18 protein-coding genes are annotated in these 17,049 nt (G+C 36.5%); all 18 read left to right on the forward strand.

The window, feature by feature from the left end:
• The first annotated feature begins 24 nt into the window (after window positions 1-24).
• Window positions 25-1,047, forward strand: a complete 1,023-nt coding sequence (gene pdxA, locus MM213_RS10725; protein WP_241412150.1) for a 4-hydroxythreonine-4-phosphate dehydrogenase PdxA — start codon at window positions 25-27, stop codon at window positions 1,045-1,047.
• Window positions 1,048-1,125: 78 nt separating this feature from the next.
• Window positions 1,126-1,701 (forward strand): YceD family protein, encoded by a 576-nt coding sequence (locus tag MM213_RS10730; RefSeq protein WP_241412152.1) that lies wholly within the window; start codon window positions 1,126-1,128, stop codon window positions 1,699-1,701.
• Between the two features lie 16 nt (window positions 1,702-1,717).
• Window positions 1,718-1,909 (forward strand): 50S ribosomal protein L32, encoded by a 192-nt coding sequence (gene rpmF, locus MM213_RS10735; RefSeq protein ID WP_188441423.1) that lies wholly within the window; start codon window positions 1,718-1,720, stop codon window positions 1,907-1,909.
• 445 nt (window positions 1,910-2,354) lie between these two features.
• Entirely contained in the window at window positions 2,355-3,353 is a 999-nt protein-coding gene (locus tag MM213_RS10740) for a beta-ketoacyl-ACP synthase III (RefSeq protein WP_241412154.1), read from the forward strand.
• A 26-nt stretch (window positions 3,354-3,379) separates the two neighbouring features.
• A complete protein-coding gene (gene efp, locus MM213_RS10745) occupies window positions 3,380-3,943 on the forward strand; it encodes an elongation factor P (protein WP_241412156.1) in 564 nt (187 codons plus the stop codon).
• 100 nt (window positions 3,944-4,043) lie between these two features.
• Window positions 4,044-4,520, forward strand: a complete 477-nt coding sequence (accB, locus tag MM213_RS10750; protein ID WP_241412158.1) for an acetyl-CoA carboxylase biotin carboxyl carrier protein — start codon at window positions 4,044-4,046, stop codon at window positions 4,518-4,520.
• Window positions 4,521-4,550: 30 nt separating this feature from the next.
• The gene (gene accC / locus MM213_RS10755; RefSeq protein WP_241273576.1) at window positions 4,551-5,900 is read left to right on the forward strand and encodes an acetyl-CoA carboxylase biotin carboxylase subunit; all 1,350 of its coding nucleotides are present in this window, start codon (window positions 4,551-4,553) and stop codon (window positions 5,898-5,900) included.
• 77 nt (window positions 5,901-5,977) lie between these two features.
• Window positions 5,978-6,349 carry a globin domain-containing protein gene (locus tag MM213_RS10760; protein ID WP_241412159.1) on the forward strand — a complete coding sequence of 124 codons (372 nt, stop codon included), beginning with the start codon at window positions 5,978-5,980 and terminating at the stop codon, window positions 6,347-6,349.
• 1 nt (window position 6,350) lies between these two features.
• Window positions 6,351-7,094 carry a lysophospholipid acyltransferase family protein gene (locus MM213_RS10765; protein WP_241412160.1) on the forward strand — a complete coding sequence of 248 codons (744 nt, stop codon included), beginning with the start codon at window positions 6,351-6,353 and terminating at the stop codon, window positions 7,092-7,094.
• Window positions 7,095-7,101: 7 nt separating this feature from the next.
• The gene (gene gatC / locus MM213_RS10770) at window positions 7,102-7,389 is read left to right on the forward strand and encodes an Asp-tRNA(Asn)/Glu-tRNA(Gln) amidotransferase subunit GatC (protein ID WP_241273579.1); all 288 of its coding nucleotides are present in this window, start codon (window positions 7,102-7,104) and stop codon (window positions 7,387-7,389) included.
• Complete coding sequence (locus MM213_RS10775) at window positions 7,389-10,199, forward strand: tetratricopeptide repeat protein (RefSeq protein ID WP_241412162.1); 2,811 nt, start codon at window positions 7,389-7,391, stop codon at window positions 10,197-10,199. The genes gatC and MM213_RS10775 overlap by 1 nt, the downstream gene beginning before the upstream one ends.
• A 77-nt stretch (window positions 10,200-10,276) precedes the next feature.
• Window positions 10,277-10,999, forward strand: a complete 723-nt coding sequence (locus MM213_RS10780; protein ID WP_255806944.1) for an ABC transporter ATP-binding protein — start codon at window positions 10,277-10,279, stop codon at window positions 10,997-10,999.
• An 81-nt stretch (window positions 11,000-11,080) separates the two neighbouring features.
• The gene (locus MM213_RS10785; protein WP_241412164.1) at window positions 11,081-11,629 is read left to right on the forward strand and encodes a cob(I)yrinic acid a,c-diamide adenosyltransferase; all 549 of its coding nucleotides are present in this window, start codon (window positions 11,081-11,083) and stop codon (window positions 11,627-11,629) included.
• Window positions 11,630-11,635: 6 nt separating this feature from the next.
• Window positions 11,636-12,703, forward strand: coding sequence for a branched-chain amino acid aminotransferase (locus MM213_RS10790; RefSeq protein WP_241412184.1), 1,068 nt, complete (start codon window positions 11,636-11,638; stop codon window positions 12,701-12,703).
• A gap of 147 nt (window positions 12,704-12,850) precedes the next feature.
• Window positions 12,851-13,369 carry a hypothetical protein gene (locus tag MM213_RS10795; protein WP_241412166.1) on the forward strand — a complete coding sequence of 173 codons (519 nt, stop codon included), beginning with the start codon at window positions 12,851-12,853 and terminating at the stop codon, window positions 13,367-13,369.
• Between the two features lie 61 nt (window positions 13,370-13,430).
• Window positions 13,431-14,532, forward strand: a protein-coding gene (prfB, locus tag MM213_RS10800; protein ID WP_241412168.1) for a peptide chain release factor 2 whose coding sequence is annotated in 2 segments (ribosomal slippage) — window positions 13,431-13,490 and window positions 13,492-14,532 — 1,101 coding nt in all. Because the reading frame shifts where the segments join, the coding sequence is not laid out codon by codon here.
• A 116-nt stretch (window positions 14,533-14,648) separates the two neighbouring features.
• The gene (locus MM213_RS10805) at window positions 14,649-15,839 is read left to right on the forward strand and encodes an MFS transporter (protein ID WP_241412170.1); all 1,191 of its coding nucleotides are present in this window, start codon (window positions 14,649-14,651) and stop codon (window positions 15,837-15,839) included.
• Window positions 15,840-16,018: 179 nt separating this feature from the next.
• Entirely contained in the window at window positions 16,019-16,732 is a 714-nt protein-coding gene (locus MM213_RS10810) for a lysoplasmalogenase family protein (RefSeq protein WP_241412172.1), read from the forward strand.
• Window positions 16,733-17,049: the final 317 nt, after the last annotated feature.

The raw sequence follows: 17,049 nt of genomic DNA on the forward strand, positions 1-17,049 counted from the left end.
TTAAATAAGGCAAGCCTCGAATTGATGAATCAAAGAAAAAATAAACCTGTCATAGGAATCAGTATTGGAGATATAAACGGCATCGGTGCAGAAGTCACCATGAAAGCCCTTCTTGACAATAGAGTACAAAAATTGATCACTCCAGTAATCTATGCACATGGGAAAGCTATGACTTTTTACAGAAAACAGCTGGAAATGGAAGATTTCAACTTCATGCAGATCAAATCCATCGACGAAGTTCATCACAAAAAAATAAACTTGATCAATGTGGTAGATGAAAGCCCTGAAGTACTTCCAGGGGTGGAAACCCAAGAAGCAGGCCGCTTAGCCTTGGCTGCTTTGGACCATGCCATACAAGACTTAAAAGCAAATAAGATTGAAGCATTGGTAACTGCTCCGCTCAACAAAAACAATATCAATTCGGAAGAATTAAAATTTGTAGGCCATACAGAATACTTGACTGCTGCCTTTGAAGCAAATGATAGCTTGATGTTTTTGGTATCTGAAGATATTCGAGTGGGCGTGGTCACAGGACATATTCCGCTAAAAGATGTTGCAAAAAAAGTAACTAGCGAAAACATCCGTAAGAAATTAAACTTAATGCTAAGATCATTGACAGATGATTTTGCGATCAGCAAACCGAGAATAGCAGTTCTTGGGCTTAACCCACATGCTGGCGAAGATGGCTTGCTTGGCGATGAAGAGATCAATATTATTCAGCCTGTAATCCGTGAATTCAAAGACAAAGGCCATCTGGTTTTCGGGCCATATTCAGCTGATGGATTCTTTGGAATGATGCATCAGAAGAAATTTGATGGTGTTTTGGCAATGTATCATGACCAAGGATTGATTCCTTTCAAATCTTTGGCCTTTGAAACGGGAGTCAATTTTACAGCTGGACTTCCAATCATTAGAACTTCCCCTGACCATGGTACAGCCTATAATATTGCTGGCAAAAAAATGGCCGATGAAGGTTCAATGAGAGCTGCTATTTTGCAGGCATATGACATCATCAGAAACAAAGGTAATTGGGACGAAGAAGATTAGTGAAAATAATTCTTCACCAAATTTCATATTTCTAAAAGGATTCCCTAAATTTGCGGTCTTGAAATAAGGGGAGGTCAGATGAAATTCTTGAAAAACTATAATATAGACGTCATCAAACTTAAAGAAGGTAAGCATGAATTTACCTTTCCAGTTGACAGAGAGTTTTTCGAACATTTCGAAGCAGCTGAATTTTTGCATGGAGGAAAGCTCCAAGCAACGATTCATCTCAACAAGCTTACCTCACTAATGGAAGCTACATTTGAAATACAAGGTGAAGTGACTTTGACTTGTGATAGGAGTTTGGAAGAGTTTGATTTTCCACTCTACACAGATGAAAAGATCATATATAAATACGGACTTGAGGAGGCAGAAATCACCGAAGATGTATTTATGATCACGAGAGATACCCCTAGTATCAATGTAGCACAGTTGATATATGAATTTATCTTGCTTGCAATTCCGGCAAAGAAAATTCATCCTGATTTTGTAGAAGAGATGGATGAAGAAGATTTTGAAGGAGAAGGTGAGTTAGTATATATTTCAGATGAAAAATTTGAAGAAGAGTCCACTGAAGAGGATGATTCTTCAAACGAAGCAGATGAAAGCACAGATCCCAGATGGGAAATATTAAAAAAATTAAAGAAAAAAGATTAATCTAAATTACATAGAGATGGCGCATCCTAAACGAAAAATTTCGAAAACCAGAAGAGACAAGAGAAGAACTCACTATAAGTTAACTGCTCCTGCATTAGCTCAGTGTCCTACTACTGGAGAATTCCATTTACCTCACAGAGCTTTTTGGCTTGATGGTAAACTTTATTACAAAGGACAAGTAATCATGGAGAAGGAAGTTCTCGCATAAGCATAAAATTATATAAAAGGCCTTTTACAAAAAATCCATCCCAATATTTTGGGATGGATTTTTTTTTCATGGCTAATCGCTACTTTGGCAGTAGCCATTCAAAAAAAATTCTCAATACAATTAGAGCAATCTGTGGGCTTTCCTATGTGGAAAGTTGACAAATATCTGCGATAATTAATTTGTCTAGTTGAATTAATGGCATCATTGCGGATAATCATTTTTTTTTATTTAATGAGAAGATATCTTCTTGATTTTAAGTGAATAATTAAAGGAATAGCCAATTCTAATCTCAAAAAGCTTTGGTGGTACAGCACATTTTAAATATTTTTGAAATCTTAAACTGAACAAGAATGTCTTGAAAAGCCTCTAAAGAGGAGACAATCACTTGTAAGTCAATCAAATGACTAGTAAAACGGATCATTTGATTGCCTAAACCAAACACTTAATGAAAAAAACGAGAGCAGTAATTACCGGAGTTCATGGTTGGGTACCGGAATATGTCCTTACCAATCAAGAATTGGAAACTATGGTGGACACCAATGATGAGTGGATTGTCAGCCGTACAGGAATCAAAGAAAGACGTATTTTGAAAGGTGAAAACCAAGGTACATCCGTGATTGGCACAGAGGCAGTGAAAGGCCTGCTGAAAAAGACCAATACCGACCCCAATGACATAGACCTCATCATTTGTGCTACCGTCACTCCTGACATGCCCTTCCCTGCAACAGCCAATATCATTGCTGACAATGTAGGTGCAAAAAAAAGCTTTAGCTTTGATATCTCTGCTGCTTGTTCTGGGTTCCTATACGCATTGACCATGGGCAGTCAGTTTATTGAGACTGGCATGCATAAAAAAGTTATCATTGTAGGAGCAGACAAAATGTCCTCTATCATTGACTATACAGATAGGGCAACTTGTATTATTTTTGGAGATGGAGGCGGTGCTGTTTTGTTAGAGTCTACCACCGAAGAAGTTGGAGTCATGGATAGCTTGCTACATTCTGATGGATCAGGAGCACCTTATCTACACATGAAAGCAGGTGGGAGTAGAAAACCTGCGACAATAGAAACTGTCAATGCAAGAGAACATTTTGCATTTCAGGAAGGCTCCACAGTTTTCAAATTTGCTGTTACAAATATGGCTGAAGTCAGTGCCAAAATCATGGAACGAAATGGCTTGAAATCTGACGAGATTGCTTGGCTTGTACCTCATCAAGCAAACAAAAGAATCATTGATGCTACTGCAAACAGGATGGGAGTAGGTCCTGAAAGAGTCATGATGAATATCGAAAAGTATGGAAATACCACAGCAGGTACACTTCCACTTTGCCTTTGGGATTATGAATCTCAATTGAAAAAAGGAGACAATATTGTCCTAGCTGCCTTCGGAGGCGGATTCACTTGGGGTTCTATCTACCTTAAGTGGGGATATGACCCAAAATAATTTCAAAACAATTTAGACAATTAATAATGGCAAGTACCGCAGATTTTAAAAATGGATTGTGTCTGGAATTTAACCACGACATCTACACCATCACAGAATTTCAGCACGTGAAACCAGGTAAAGGTGCTGCATTTGTCAGAACCAAAATGAAAAGCCTTACCAATGGAAAAGTGTTGGACAAGACTTTCAATGCCGGTGAAAAAGTAACTACTGCTCGTGTAGAAAAAAGATCCCATCAATACTTATATGCAGACGATATGGGACTTCATTTCATGGACAATGACACTTTCGAACAAATCAGAATTGATGAAAAATTGATCGAAAGAGCTAATTTGATGAAAGAAGGTCAAATGGTAGATGTGCTTATCCATGCAGAAACTGAGACTCCTTTGACTGTAGAGCTCCCTCCTTTCGTAGAATTGATGATTACATATACAGAACCTGGAATCAAAGGTGATACCGCAACGAATGCATTGAAACCAGCTACTGTAGAAACTGGCGCAACAGTAATGGTTCCGCTTTTTGTAGAACAAGATATTTTGATCAAAGTGGATACAAGAGATGGTTCTTATTCCGAAAGAGTAAAATAATTTCGTAAAACTGTTTGATTTAATTAAATTACATAGAATTACGATTTTTAACCCAATAAAAATGGAAACTAACATGTGGTTTCCGCAAAAATAATAACTTATGAAAGCAAAAGAAATTCAAGATTTAATAGATTTTATTTCAAATTCAGGCTTAGCCGAGGTGAAAATTGAGACAGATGAGTTCAAGCTCTCTATCAAAAAAAATAGTGAAACACAGTACGTCTCTACTTCACCTACTCCTGCTCCTGCTGCTCCAGCTTCCACACCAGTTCCTGCTCCTGCTGCCACTCCTTCGGTTCCAGCTGCTGCACCAAAAGAAGACGACACTTCAAAATACTTGGAAATCAAATCCCCAATGATCGGGACTTTCTACAGAACTCCAAACCCTGATTCAGACAATTTTGTCAATGTAGGAGATGTGGTAAAAGCTGGTCAGACAGTTTGTATCATAGAAGCGATGAAGCTTTTTAATGAAATCGAATCTGAGATTTCAGGTAAAATCGTAAAAGTATTGGTTGACAATGCTACTCCAGTAGAATATGATCAGCCATTGTTTTTGGTAGATCCTGCAGGATAATTTCTTTTTGTTTCACAAAACTGATTTGATGTGTTTAAAAAAATATTAATAGCCAATAGAGGCGAAATTGCACTCAGAATAATCCGTACCTGTAAAGAGATGGGGATAAAAACTGTAGCGGTATATTCTACGGCAGATAAAGACAGTTTGCATGTAAGGTTTGCTGACGAAGCTGTATGCATTGGTCCTGCCCCAAGTAGAGAGTCTTACCTCAATATCCCAAGAATAATCGCGGCAGCTGAAATCACCAATGCCGATGCAATCCATCCTGGTTATGGATTTCTTTCAGAAAACGCTGAGTTTTCCAGAATTTGTGAAGAATACAACATCAAATTCATAGGTGCTAGCCCGGACATGATCAATAGAATGGGCGATAAAGCTACGGCTAAAGCAACCATGAAAGAGGCTGGCGTACCTACTATCCCCGGTTCTGAAGGACTATTGGAATCGATAGAACAGGGCGTAAAGTTAGCCAATGAAATGGGCTACCCAGTCATACTCAAAGCTACCGCCGGAGGTGGTGGACGTGGTATGAGAATCGTAAAGCAAGAAAGTGAATTCAAGAAAGCTTGGGATGATGCGCGTCAAGAATCAGGTGCTGCTTTTGGAAATGACGGTCTCTATTTGGAGAAATTCGTAGAAGAACCAAGACATATCGAAATCCAAATAGTTGGTGACAGTAATGGTAAGGCTTGTCACTTATCTGAAAGGGATTGTTCTATCCAAAGAAGACACCAAAAACTAGTAGAAGAAACACCTTCTCCATTTATTACAGATGAGTTGAGAGAAGCTATGGGCGCTGCTGCTATCAAAGGTGCGGAAGCTATCGGCTACGAAGGTGCTGGAACTATAGAATTTTTGGTTGATAAAAACCGAAATTTCTACTTCATGGAAATGAACACTAGAATTCAGGTAGAGCATCCGATTACCGAAGAGGTGACAGATTTTGATTTGATCAAAGAACAAATCAAAGTAGCCGCTGGTGAAAAAATATCTGGCAAAAACTATTTTCCAAAGCTCTATGCTATGGAATGTAGAATCAATGCAGAAGATCCTGCAAATGGATTCAGACCTAGTCCTGGTAAAATCGTAAACCTTCATCTACCTGGTGGTAGAGGTGTAAGGATCGATAGCCATGTTTACGCAGGCTATGTCATTCCTCCAAACTATGATTCCATGATCGCTAAACTTATCGTAAGTGGTCAATCTAGGGAAGAGGTAATTGTCAGAATGAAAAGAGCATTGGAAGAATTTGTTATTGATGGAATCAAGACTACAATCCCTTTCCATATCGCTTTGTTGAATGATGAAAAATTCAAAGCTGGAGACTTCACTACCAAATTCTTGGAAGATTTTGATTTCTCTGTTATCAAAAAGTAAAACCTTATACAATACATATTAAAAAGACTGCCGCTGTGGCAGTCTTTTTTTATAAAACTAAATTTATTGGTTGACAAATGCATGAGTTTCAATCGATCTACCAAGCTTTAGGTGAGGAGAAAATCAAAAGTTTAGTACATCATTTCTACTTAGGAGTAGCCAATACCCCTAGTTTGTTGGCATTATATCCAGAGGATTTAGCTCCTGCAGAAGAGCGATTATTTTTGTTTTTGCAGCAGGTTTTCGGAGGACCGCAGACCTATTCTGACCAAAGAGGCCATCCAATGCTCCGCAAAAGGCATTTTCAATGGGAAATCGATGGAAATATGAGAAATAGTTGGCTCAATTGTATGTTTGCAGCTATGGAAAAAATAGAAATAGACCAAAATACAAAAGAAGCGATGATGCGTTATTTTGTACAAGTTGCCAACCACATGATCAATAAATAAGATGGTTCTTCTGAGAGGTCTCTACACAGTTTATGCTTTCATCGTTTTTTGCTTGAGTTTTATCCTCTTGTTTCCGCTGCTATTAATTACCATTTGGATACCAGGTCAGCAGAAATATGGAAGAAAAATAAACAGGTTTTGGGCAAACCTTTACTTTATATTGATTGGTCTTCCTGTGAGATTTGAAGGGAAAAAGCATGTCAAAATGGGGACACCCTACATATTCATAGCGAATCATTTTTCATATATCGATATCGCAATGATGGGGTTTGTCCCGGGAGATGTAGTTTTTATCGGAAAAAGTTCGCTAAGAAATATCCCATTGTTTGGATACTATTTCAAGAACCTTCACATTGCCGTCAATCGAGAAAGTGTGAGAAGTCGTGGAGAGGTCTTGGTCAGGGCAAAAAAAGCCATTGACAATGGTAGTAGTATTGTTATTTTTCCCGAAGGGGGAATCACTTCTACTCAGCCACCTCTCCTCAACAGATTCAAGGATGGAGCATTTAGTTTGGCAATTGACAAACAAATCCCTATAATTCCTGTAACTTTATCTTATAATCATTTAATTTTGCCAGATGAAAAATATCCCCTATTGAATTTCAAGTCAGGGAAAATCGTTTTTCACGAACCAATTTCAACCAAAGGTCTGACCACAAAAGATGTACCGATGATACGACAGCAAGCGCATCAAATCATTCAAAACCAACTTTGGGAAGACAATAAAACAGAAAAAAAAGCTTAATAGACTTATGAAAATAGATGTAAATTCACTCAAAAAAATCGCACATCTTGCAAGATTAGAATTTGATGAAAAGAGTGCTGAAAAAATGACTCAAGACATGACCCAAATCCTTGATTGGGTGGAGCAATTGAATGAATTGGATACTGATAATATAGAACCAATCACAACTATGTCATCTGAAGTGAATGTTTTGAGGGAAGATAAAGTTGGTGAGCATCTTTCTCACGAAAGTGGATTAAAAAATGCCCCACAACGTGACTCGGACTATTTCAGAGTTCCAAAGGTAATGGAGTAATGTCAGTTAAAACTTTCAGGAATTTAGAAATCTTATTATTCAAAGGCCTTCCCAGTTTCATAGCTTTATTGGGGGGGCTTTTCCTATTATTGAGTCTTTTTGTATGGGATACGCCAACCATGCCAATACTCCCGGGGGTATTTGCGGAAAGCATAAGTGTGCCTTTACATTTTTATAAACTAGGAACAGAAATAATCAACCTTGACATAGATAACTTTTTAGTTTTTCAAAACTTCGAGTCTTTGCCCCCTATCTTGAATACTGAATTCAGCTTGTTTTTCGGTATATTGGTTATATTGTTCTTGTGCTTTGGCTTGACGTTGATCAGCACATTGAAGAAAATGTACTTTATCGCAGGAAGTGCTGGAGCGATTTTCTTCTTTACTTTCTCTGGAATCAATGGTCTCAATATCGGTGGACTTTCCACCAATTTCCCATTGATCATCTTGCTTTTGGGAGCTTTGACTCCAGTGGCTATCATTCATTTCTTTTTAGAAAACTGGAGCTTGAGCAAGCGCTTCTTTCTCGTATCTACAAGCTTGATTGCCACCATTTTTCTACTAACCCAAATTACAGAAATAGAAGCTTCACCACTCTATTTGTCGGAAAACATCACTTTGCCTGTTGCATTTCTCGCAGTGATTTTCATGTTGCATATAGGCCATGCGGTAATTTCAAGTGCCAGCATCTTTTTGATCAAACTCAACCAAGGGGTGAAACTCAAGATCACTTGGCATATTACCATTATTTCCATCGTCTATTTCTTGCTTGTACTCTTTACACTTTTTGATACTATGGGAGAAATAAACCTTCCCTTCCCTACCCTTCCACCATTGGTGATTATGCTAGTTGCTGGCGTTTTGGGGTACTATGTATTGGACTATAAAATAACCCAAACACCTCAAGCATTTGATCAGCCACTTATTGGGAAATCATTTTATCTAATAGGTCTTGGAGCTACTACTTGGATTTGGGGTAAAGCTATCTATACCTACAACCAACCTTTGATCGAATTCTTCAACCACACTTTTCTTTATGGACAGATCGCTCTTTCTTTATTGTTTTTTGCCTATTTATTGACAAATTTCTCGAGTATTCTTAACAATGGAGAGCCTTTGGAAAAAGTGATCTTCAAGCCACAATTTTTTGCTTACTTCCACATGAGGATTGGTTCGATCATGTTTTTGGTGATTTTAGTGATTTTTGCCGATGCAGTCATCGCAGTACAATTGAAATCCGCATCGCTAAATTTATCTGCCGATTATTACTATCAAACCGATCGTCCACAGCATGCGAGAATCCTTTATGAGAATTCATGGGAAAATTATTTTAAAAATGACAGAGCAAAAAATTCCGTTGCCCACTTGTACCTTCAAGACAAGCAACAAAACATGGCAATTAGGCATCTAGAGGAAAGTTTCGATTTTGCCCCGAATGTTCCAAACATCCTCTTGCTCAGTTCAAGATTACATCAGGCTGATAAAATCGTGGAAGCTGTTTTCTATTTAGAAAAAGGTTTAGAATTTTTCCCTGAAAACCCAAAACTGTTGAATAATTTGGCATTGCTATATTCAAAAATCAATCAGCCTATCAAAGCAATAGAAGTTCTTAACTCCACGAAAAATGATCAAAAAACCATAATAGCTAACAAACTAGCCTTAGAAGTTAAGCATAATATAGAAAGCAAAGAAATCCAAAACCCATCTAAAGATCAAATCCGCCAAATTAATCATCTAGCAAAAGCCAATAAGCTAGGAAACTACACTGATTTCATCTTAGATACGGATAATCTTCCTGATCAATTTGTGTTGAAATCCTCTGGTTTGAGAAATCAATTCACGAATCAGACTGCTACAAGTTATGATAGTGACTTAACTATTCTCAATAACTTAATAAATATCCAACAATCAAGTTATGAAGAAAGAAACTATTGGGAAACAAGGGTTGTCCGAGCATTTCAAGACCAAAGGATAAATGAAACTTTGAAATTCTTGTCAGGAGCATCATTTTCTTTTCCCAACCATGCAGTAAAATACAATGTAATGTCAGCGGAAATCCTAGCTAGCCAATTGGATTTTGAAAAAGCCGCTTTGGAACTAACTGTAGCAGCGGTAGATGGCTTTCTAAGTTTCAAGCCCCACCATTTGGCAATTCTTTATTTCAGTGGAAAAACTGAAGAAGCGAAAGCTTTACAACAAAATCAAGGGGTGAACTTTCCTAACTGGATGGGATGGGATGATAGAGGGGAATTGTTGGAAAATGACCAAACAAAGTTCTATGAAATCCTCAGTACTTTCCATCAAAGTACAAAAGAAAAGTTGATGTTAAATCTTGAAGAGTTGATCACTGAAAACTTCAAGAGTGATTTGGCGAATTACCTAATGCTATATAAATCACATTGGTTAGAAAAAGAGGATTTTGATTATTTGGAAAAACTGTTGACGCAAGGTGTAAATGCAATTTGGACAAAAGAGGAATTTGAAGAATTGAAAGAAGTTTTGGGAAAAGGTAAAGGCCAAATACAATCTGAAAAAATAAAGAAAATGCTGAAGCCGGAAATTTCAAAAACAAAGAATGCTTATGTAACTCCTTTGATTTTTCAAGCTTTGGCAAATGAAAAAGAAGCTTTGAAAAGATATGAAATTCTTCAGGAATCAATTCAATTCAACAAAGATCCCATTCTTTGGATGGCCTATGTAAAAGAAAGTAGAAATAATGGACTGGGGAATTATGGTACAAAAGCAATAGAAGACATGTCAAAATGGCTCTCTTTTGAAGAATTAGAAAAATTAATGATTGAAAACTTGTAAAATTTAACACCGTTAATCAAATTAATTTTTCCTTTTTGATCAATTCAACTAAATTCAGGAATTCAAAACAATTGACCATGAAAAAAATAATAGAAACATCCGATATTCAAAAGACATATAAAATGGGGGCTGAAGAAGTTAGAGCTTTGAAATCAGTATCTATTTCGGTCAATAAAGGTGAATATGTGGCATTTATGGGACCTTCAGGTTCTGGAAAGTCCACATTGATGAATATTATTGGCTGCTTGGATACTCCTTCAGCAGGAACTTACATATTAAATGAAAAGGATGTGAGTGACATGTCCGAAAATGAATTGGCTGAAATCAGGAACAAAGAAATTGGGTTTGTATTCCAAACATTCAACCTACTTCCTAGGGCAAGTTGTCTTGAAAATGTAGCCCTACCTTTGATTTATGCTGGATATAATAAGTCAGATAGAGAAGATAAAGCTTTCATAGCTCTGAAAAACGTAGGTTTAGCTGACCGTGTTCATCATAAACCAAACGAACTTTCTGGTGGTCAAAGACAAAGAGTAGCCATTGCAAGGGCACTTGTAAATGATCCAAGTATTATCTTAGCAGATGAACCAACCGGAAACTTGGATACCAAAACCTCTTACAGTATTATGGAGCTTTTTCATGAATTGCATCAAAAGGGAAATACCATCATCATGGTAACACATGAAGATGATATCGCACACTATGCACATAGAGTCATTAGGCTTCGTGATGGTTTGGTAGAATCAGACGAGATCAACCTTAACCCTACTAGAGCAGTAACCGTAGAATTAGACGAGTAAAAAAGCATCTTTTTATAAATAGATTCTTACTTTTGTAAGAAGGTACATTTTTACCTTCAGGATGCTTATCTAGCGTAATAAATGAAAATTTATACTAAGACCGGTGATACCGGAACCACATCTCTTCTTGGTGGAAAAAGAGTGTCCAAAGGACATATCAAGATAGATGCATACGGAACTGTTGATGAACTGAATTCTTACATAGGATTACTTAGAGACCAAGAGGTCAACAAAAGTCGTGAAGTAATTCTTAAAGAAATCCAAGACAGATTATTTACTTTAGGTGCTACTTTGGCTACAGAAGTAGGCAAATCAAATATAAAAAAACCTGATCTCCATCAGGAAGATATTGAGCTGCTTGAAAAAGAGATTGACCTGATGGAAGAAAAACTTCCTCCACTCCGTAATTTTATTCTTCCAGGTGGTCATCAGGCAATATCTTTTTGTCATTTAGCCAGAACGGTCTGTCGTAGAACCGAAAGATGCGTTATACTTTTGATGGAAATAGAACCTGTTGATCAAATTATTTTAAGTTATTTAAACAGACTTTCAGACTACCTATTTGTATTGGGACGTCTTATGGCGATAGATCTAGAAGTAGAAGAAGTAACCTGGAAACCAAGAGCATAAATCATGATGAATACTACTTTAAACATAGAAATCAACAAAACAAAAGTATCAAAATTACCTCAGACGAATTTTGATGATTTAAAATTTGGTCAAACTATCAGTGATCACATGTTTGTGGCGGATTTTGAAAACGGAGAATGGGGAAATTTCCGAATCGAACCTTATGCTCCACTACAGTTAAATCCTGCTAATGCAACCTTGCATTATGGCCAATCTGTGTTCGAGGGGATGAAAGCCTATAAAAACGAAAATGGCGAGGCTTTGATTTTTAGAGCTGATGCAAACCAAAAGAGGCTGAATGAATCAGCCAAAAGAATGTGCATTCCAGAAGTTCCTGAGCAACTTTTTATGGACGGACTCACTCAATTGTTAGAAGTTGATAAAGATTGGATTCCCAATAAACCTGGTTGCTCACTTTACATCAGACCTTTTGTATTCGCTACGGATGATTACTTGGGGATAAGACCTTCGGAAAAGTATAAATTCATGATTTTTACCTGTCCTGTTGGGAATTATTATTCCAAACCAGTTTCTGTGAAAGTCGAATGTCAATATACAAGAGCTGCTGAAGGCGGCACAGGCTTTGCGAAAGCTGCTGGTAACTATGCAGGCTCACTCTATCCTGCATTGCAAGCCCAGAAGCAAGGCTATGATCAATTACTATGGACAGATGGAAAATCTCATCAGCACATAGAAGAAAGTGGAACGATGAACGTAATGTTTATGATCAATGCTTCACTGATCACCGCTCCTACCACTACAGGTACTATCCTGAAAGGTATCACAAGAGATAGCGTTTTGACACTTGCCAGAGAGATGGGCGTGAAGGTAGAAGAGAGATTCTTAAGAGTAACAGAGCTTGAGGATGCTTTGAGAAGCGGAACTTTAGTAGAAGCTTTTGGTACAGGGACTGCAGCCACGATAGCACATATTGCAAAAATTCATATCAATGGAAATGACTATGAACTGCCCCAGAAAGATAGCTCAGCCTTTAGCAATATCATCTTAGAAACATTAGATGGTATCAAATATGGTAAACTAGAAGATAAACATAATTGGATCATTAAGATTTGATCACTAAATATTTCTACTGAGAAAGTGTCAAAGTAAATCTTGACACTTTTTTTATGTTTAAGAATAAAATAGGAGTCAAACTAAACTTAGAATTACCCAAATTTTGAAAATATTTTGATATCTTGAATTTAAATCAACTAAGTAATAATGAAGTATTATATTTTTAAAATTTCTGCATGCATCTTTCTTTTATCTATCATCAATCTTGGTGATGCTTTTGCCCAAAAGTTTATTTTGCTACAAAAAGGTACAAATCAAAAAAGTAGATTGAAATATGAGGTTGGCGAGACTTTTACATACAAAAGTAAAAAAAATGATTACTACATCACGGATGTAATCAAAGACATACAAACTGATATAATTGTCCTTTCAGAAAACATTTTGAGACCAGAAGACATAACCTCTGTGGAAATTCTTCACAAGGACCATAGGAACAGCACAATTAAAAATCTCTCAACATTAAGCTATGGAGCTGGATTGATTTTAGTTACAGCAGAATCAATCAACTCACTCTATCACGATGGTTCTTTTGGGATTAGTTCAGGAGGATTGATTACAGCTGGAGCTCTATTCGGAACGGGATTCACACTTTCCAAAGTCAGGTACAGGCATTTCAAAAATACCAAAAGAAACAAAATTCAATTGGTGATCTTGTATGGAGATTAGCAAATGAATAGGTTTCTAGTATAATTTTTACGATTTTTGCATTCGAAAACTAAATAAATTTATGACATCAGACCAGTTGAAAGACTTGAAAGCCCGCGTTTCGGCTTTGAGGAGGTATCTTTGACTACGATCGTAAGATTGAAGAAATAGAAGATCTCGAGGCCGTGTCTGCGCAAGCAGACTTTTGGAATAATCCAGACGAGGCCGAAAAAACAATGAAAGTAATTCAAGGAAAAAAATCCTGGACCAACGCCTATGAAAAAGTAGCGACCGGGATTCAAGACTTGGAAGTTCTATATGAATTTTACTCAATGGATGAAGTTTCTGAAGAGGAACTAAAAGCTGAATTCAGCAAAGTCTATCAGAATGTAGAGGAGTTAGAACTTAAAAAAATGCTAAGTAGTGAGGAAGATCAGCTTAGCGCACTCATGGAAATCAATCCTGGAGCAGGTGGAACAGAAAGCAATGACTGGGCATCTATTTTGATGAGGATGTATATCATGTGGGGAGAAAAAAACGGATATAAAGTTCGTGAAGTCGATCTACAAGAAGGTGAAGTTGCCGGAATCAAATCTGTGACTTTGGAATTTGATGGTCCTCTAGCCTATGGGTTTTTGAAATCTGAAATAGGTGTACACAGATTGGTCAGGATTTCTCCATTTGACAGTAGTGGGAGAAGACACACCTCTTTTGCTTCGATTTATGTGTATCCAGTGATAGACGATACCATTGAAATCGAAATCAATCCAAGTGATGTAGAGCTCCACACTTCAAGATCAGGAGGTGCTGGTGGACAGAATGTCAACAAAGTGGAAACAAAAGTTCAGCTTACACACAAGCCAACAGGTATTGTCGTGGTCTGTCAAATCGAAAGATCACAACTAGCAAACAGGGAGAAAGCCATGCAAATGCTTAAATCCCGACTTTACCAATTGGAAATGGAAAAGAGGAATGCTGAGCGTGCAAAAGTAGAATCTGGTAAAATGCGGATTGACTTTGGTTCCCAAATTAGAAACTATGTCCTACATCCATACAAACTAGTAAAAGACGCAAGAACAGGCCATGAAACATCTGATGCTCAATCGGTATTGGACGGAAATGTAAATGAATTCATTAAGGCATTCTTATTGGCACAAAGCGAAGAAGAAGCCAACAAAGAGTAAAGTTTATAGTTAATTCTTGGCAAACCTCTCAGGAAATTTTTGGTATAAAAAGTATCAATGTTTACTCCCTGAGAGGTTTCTTTATTTAAAACTGAATTCAAGTCAATAAATTTGTAATGCATAGGTTTATCCCACCCTTTTTTACGCTAAATTTTTTTACTCTATGTTTGAGTTCATTCTTATTTTTTGCAAGTTTCAATATGATCATTCCGGAACTTCCCTCCTATTTGACTTCACTTGGAGGTGAAGATTACAAAGGATTGATCATTTCCCTATTTACACTCACTGCTGGACTATCAAGGCCATTTAGTGGAAAACTTGCTGATAAAATAGGAAGGATACCAGTTATGATTTTCGGTGCTGTAGTATGCTTTGTAGTGAGCTTGCTCTATCCATTTATCACCTCGGTAGTTGGATTTTTGTTTTTAAGGTTTGTTCATGGTTTTTCCACTGGATTTACACCTACCGGAACATCAGCATTTGTAGCAGACATCATCCCATTCAATAAACGAGGCGAAGCTATGGGCATACAGTCTCTTTTTGGTTCACTGGGAATGGCTGCAGGACCAGCTTTGGGAGGTTATATTGCTGCAGAATGGGATATCAATACACTTTTCTATAGTTCTGCATTTACTGCAATCCTTTCTATATTGATTCTTTTGAAGCTAAAAGAAACTTTAAAAGAAAAAGAAAAATTATCATTTGATCATTTCAAACTCAATAGGAATGAAATCATCGAAAAGAGAGTTATTACTCCATCTATAGTTTTGTTTTTGACCGTATTTTCTTTTGGAATTGTTTTGACAGTTATCCCCGATTATTCTGAATACCTTGGGATAAAAAACAAAGGACTTTTCTTTGCTGTATTTACGCTGGCATCTCTTGGTATCCGGATCATTGCTGGAAAAGCTTCTGATAAATACGGCAGAGTTCCTGTGATGAAAGTAGCCACCTTGTCTATGTCTATAGCTATGTTAACCATTGCTATAGCCCAAAGCAAAGAAATGCTTCTTTTTGGTGCAGTAATTTTTGGAGCATCAGTTGGGATGAATTCCCCGACAATTTCCGCTTGGACTATAGATTTATCTCTAGACAAATTTAGAGGAAGAGCTTTGGCTACAATGTATATTGCTCTTGAAGCTGGTATTGGAATCGGAGCGTTGGTTTCAGGCTTTGTGTACAACAACAAATCAGAAAACTTTTTCCTTGTGTTTTCCATTGGAGCAATAACTTCATTTATAGCAATTATTTATCTATTTACTCTATCAAAAAAATCAAAAGTAATAGAAAAAATGAATGTTAAATAAATAATACAATTTAAATAGAAAAAATTCTAATGAAAACTAAATAATACTTGAATAATTAAAGTTTTCGTAAAGATGTTGATTTCGAAAAAGAAGATTATTTTTTTTCAGAGCAAATTATTATTTCTTAAAAAATATTCGCTTAAATTCAATAGAATCAGAAGCAAATTTGGTTAGAAATAATGACCATTCACCCACGTTTTACTTTAACTTACTTAACATTAACAATCTTAAACCTTTCATTTTTGTTGATAGGTTGTGATTTGATTTTTTATATCACTAAACCCTTAATTGTACCAATACTTTTATATTTTCTCTTTCTCAAATTTAAATCGACAAAACACCGATTGATACCACCTTTGATGATCGCTACTTTTTTCTCCTTTCTTGGAGATGTTTTCTTAATGTTTAAAATAGAAGAGTCTTTATTTAAACTATTAGGTCTTTGTACCTTTATAGTGGCACAAACTGCTTATGCAGTTCTCTATCATTATTCGACAAGCGGTTTTGAAAAAAAAGACATAAGTCCTTTAAATAGATGGCCAGAAGCATTGGCTATTTTAGTAACAATAACAACCACAATCATAATTTTCCCAAACCTAGGGGCCTATGTTGTACCAATAATTTTTTATGCTTTATTTAGTACAACTGCCATTGTTCTTAGCTTAAATAGGAGGTTTTATGTTTCTCAGAAAAGTTTTGTTTTTACTATTCTGGGCGTTTTTTCTTTCTTTCTGTCTGATTTATTGATGGGTGAAGATATTGTTTTGGTAAAAAATGTAATTAATCATTTTCTAGTCCTTCTATTTTACTTCATCGGTCATTTGCTTATAATTAATGGAATGATGCTTCAAATAAACAATGATTTAAATGAAAAAAAATCCGGCTTTTTATAAACCAAAATAAAGGCATATGATAATCTTAAATTATACCAGTAGGTCAATTCTTCAATAGAATCATGCGGATAACGTAAAGTGTTTTAGACGCAATCTACCCAAAAAAATAACTATAATAAATAGATATATCAAGATTGCGTTTAAAACATAGTTGGACTAAGCTGGGCTATCCCTATGGGTATTTAAAATCTTTGTTTTCGAGGATTCTGATTTTTAGGTCGTACTTAATCAATAAATTGGCTCTGATATTCATCATTTATAACATTTTTCTTTTTCAACAAGACATACCAATCCCTTTGACAGAATCCCTGTTTAAT

The sequence above is a fragment of the Belliella alkalica genome, assembly GCF_022549785.1.
Lineage (GTDB): Bacteria > Bacteroidota > Bacteroidia > Cytophagales > Cyclobacteriaceae > Belliella > Belliella alkalica.

Excerpts from the sequence above, each read along its gene's own strand:
- MM213_RS10730 (WP_241412152.1), top strand. The coding sequence starts at position 1,126 with ATGAAATTCTTGAAAAACTATAATATAGACGTCATCAAACTTAAAGAA.
- MM213_RS10775 (WP_241412162.1), top strand. The coding sequence starts at position 7,389 with ATGTCAGTTAAAACTTTCAGGAATTTAGAAATCTTATTATTCAAAGGC.
- efp (WP_241412156.1), top strand. The coding sequence starts at position 3,380 with ATGGCAAGTACCGCAGATTTTAAAAATGGATTGTGTCTGGAATTTAAC.
- MM213_RS10790 (WP_241412184.1), top strand. The coding sequence starts at position 11,636 with ATGAATACTACTTTAAACATAGAAATCAACAAAACAAAAGTATCAAAA.
- accB (WP_241412158.1), top strand. The coding sequence starts at position 4,044 with ATGAAAGCAAAAGAAATTCAAGATTTAATAGATTTTATTTCAAATTCA.
- MM213_RS10810 (WP_241412172.1), top strand. The coding sequence starts at position 16,019 with ATGACCATTCACCCACGTTTTACTTTAACTTACTTAACATTAACAATC.
- gatC (WP_241273579.1), top strand. The coding sequence starts at position 7,102 with ATGAAAATAGATGTAAATTCACTCAAAAAAATCGCACATCTTGCAAGA.
- MM213_RS10780 (WP_255806944.1), top strand. The coding sequence starts at position 10,277 with ATGAAAAAAATAATAGAAACATCCGATATTCAAAAGACATATAAAATG.
- MM213_RS10740 (WP_241412154.1), top strand. The coding sequence starts at position 2,355 with ATGAAAAAAACGAGAGCAGTAATTACCGGAGTTCATGGTTGGGTACCG.
- MM213_RS10760 (WP_241412159.1), top strand. The coding sequence starts at position 5,978 with ATGCATGAGTTTCAATCGATCTACCAAGCTTTAGGTGAGGAGAAAATC.
- MM213_RS10795 (WP_241412166.1), top strand. The coding sequence starts at position 12,851 with ATGAAGTATTATATTTTTAAAATTTCTGCATGCATCTTTCTTTTATCT.
- pdxA (WP_241412150.1), top strand. The coding sequence starts at position 25 with ATGAATCAAAGAAAAAATAAACCTGTCATAGGAATCAGTATTGGAGAT.
- MM213_RS10785 (WP_241412164.1), top strand. The coding sequence starts at position 11,081 with ATGAAAATTTATACTAAGACCGGTGATACCGGAACCACATCTCTTCTT.
- MM213_RS10805 (WP_241412170.1), top strand. The coding sequence starts at position 14,649 with ATGCATAGGTTTATCCCACCCTTTTTTACGCTAAATTTTTTTACTCTA.
- MM213_RS10765 (WP_241412160.1), top strand. The coding sequence starts at position 6,351 with ATGGTTCTTCTGAGAGGTCTCTACACAGTTTATGCTTTCATCGTTTTT.
- rpmF (WP_188441423.1), top strand. The coding sequence starts at position 1,718 with ATGGCGCATCCTAAACGAAAAATTTCGAAAACCAGAAGAGACAAGAGA.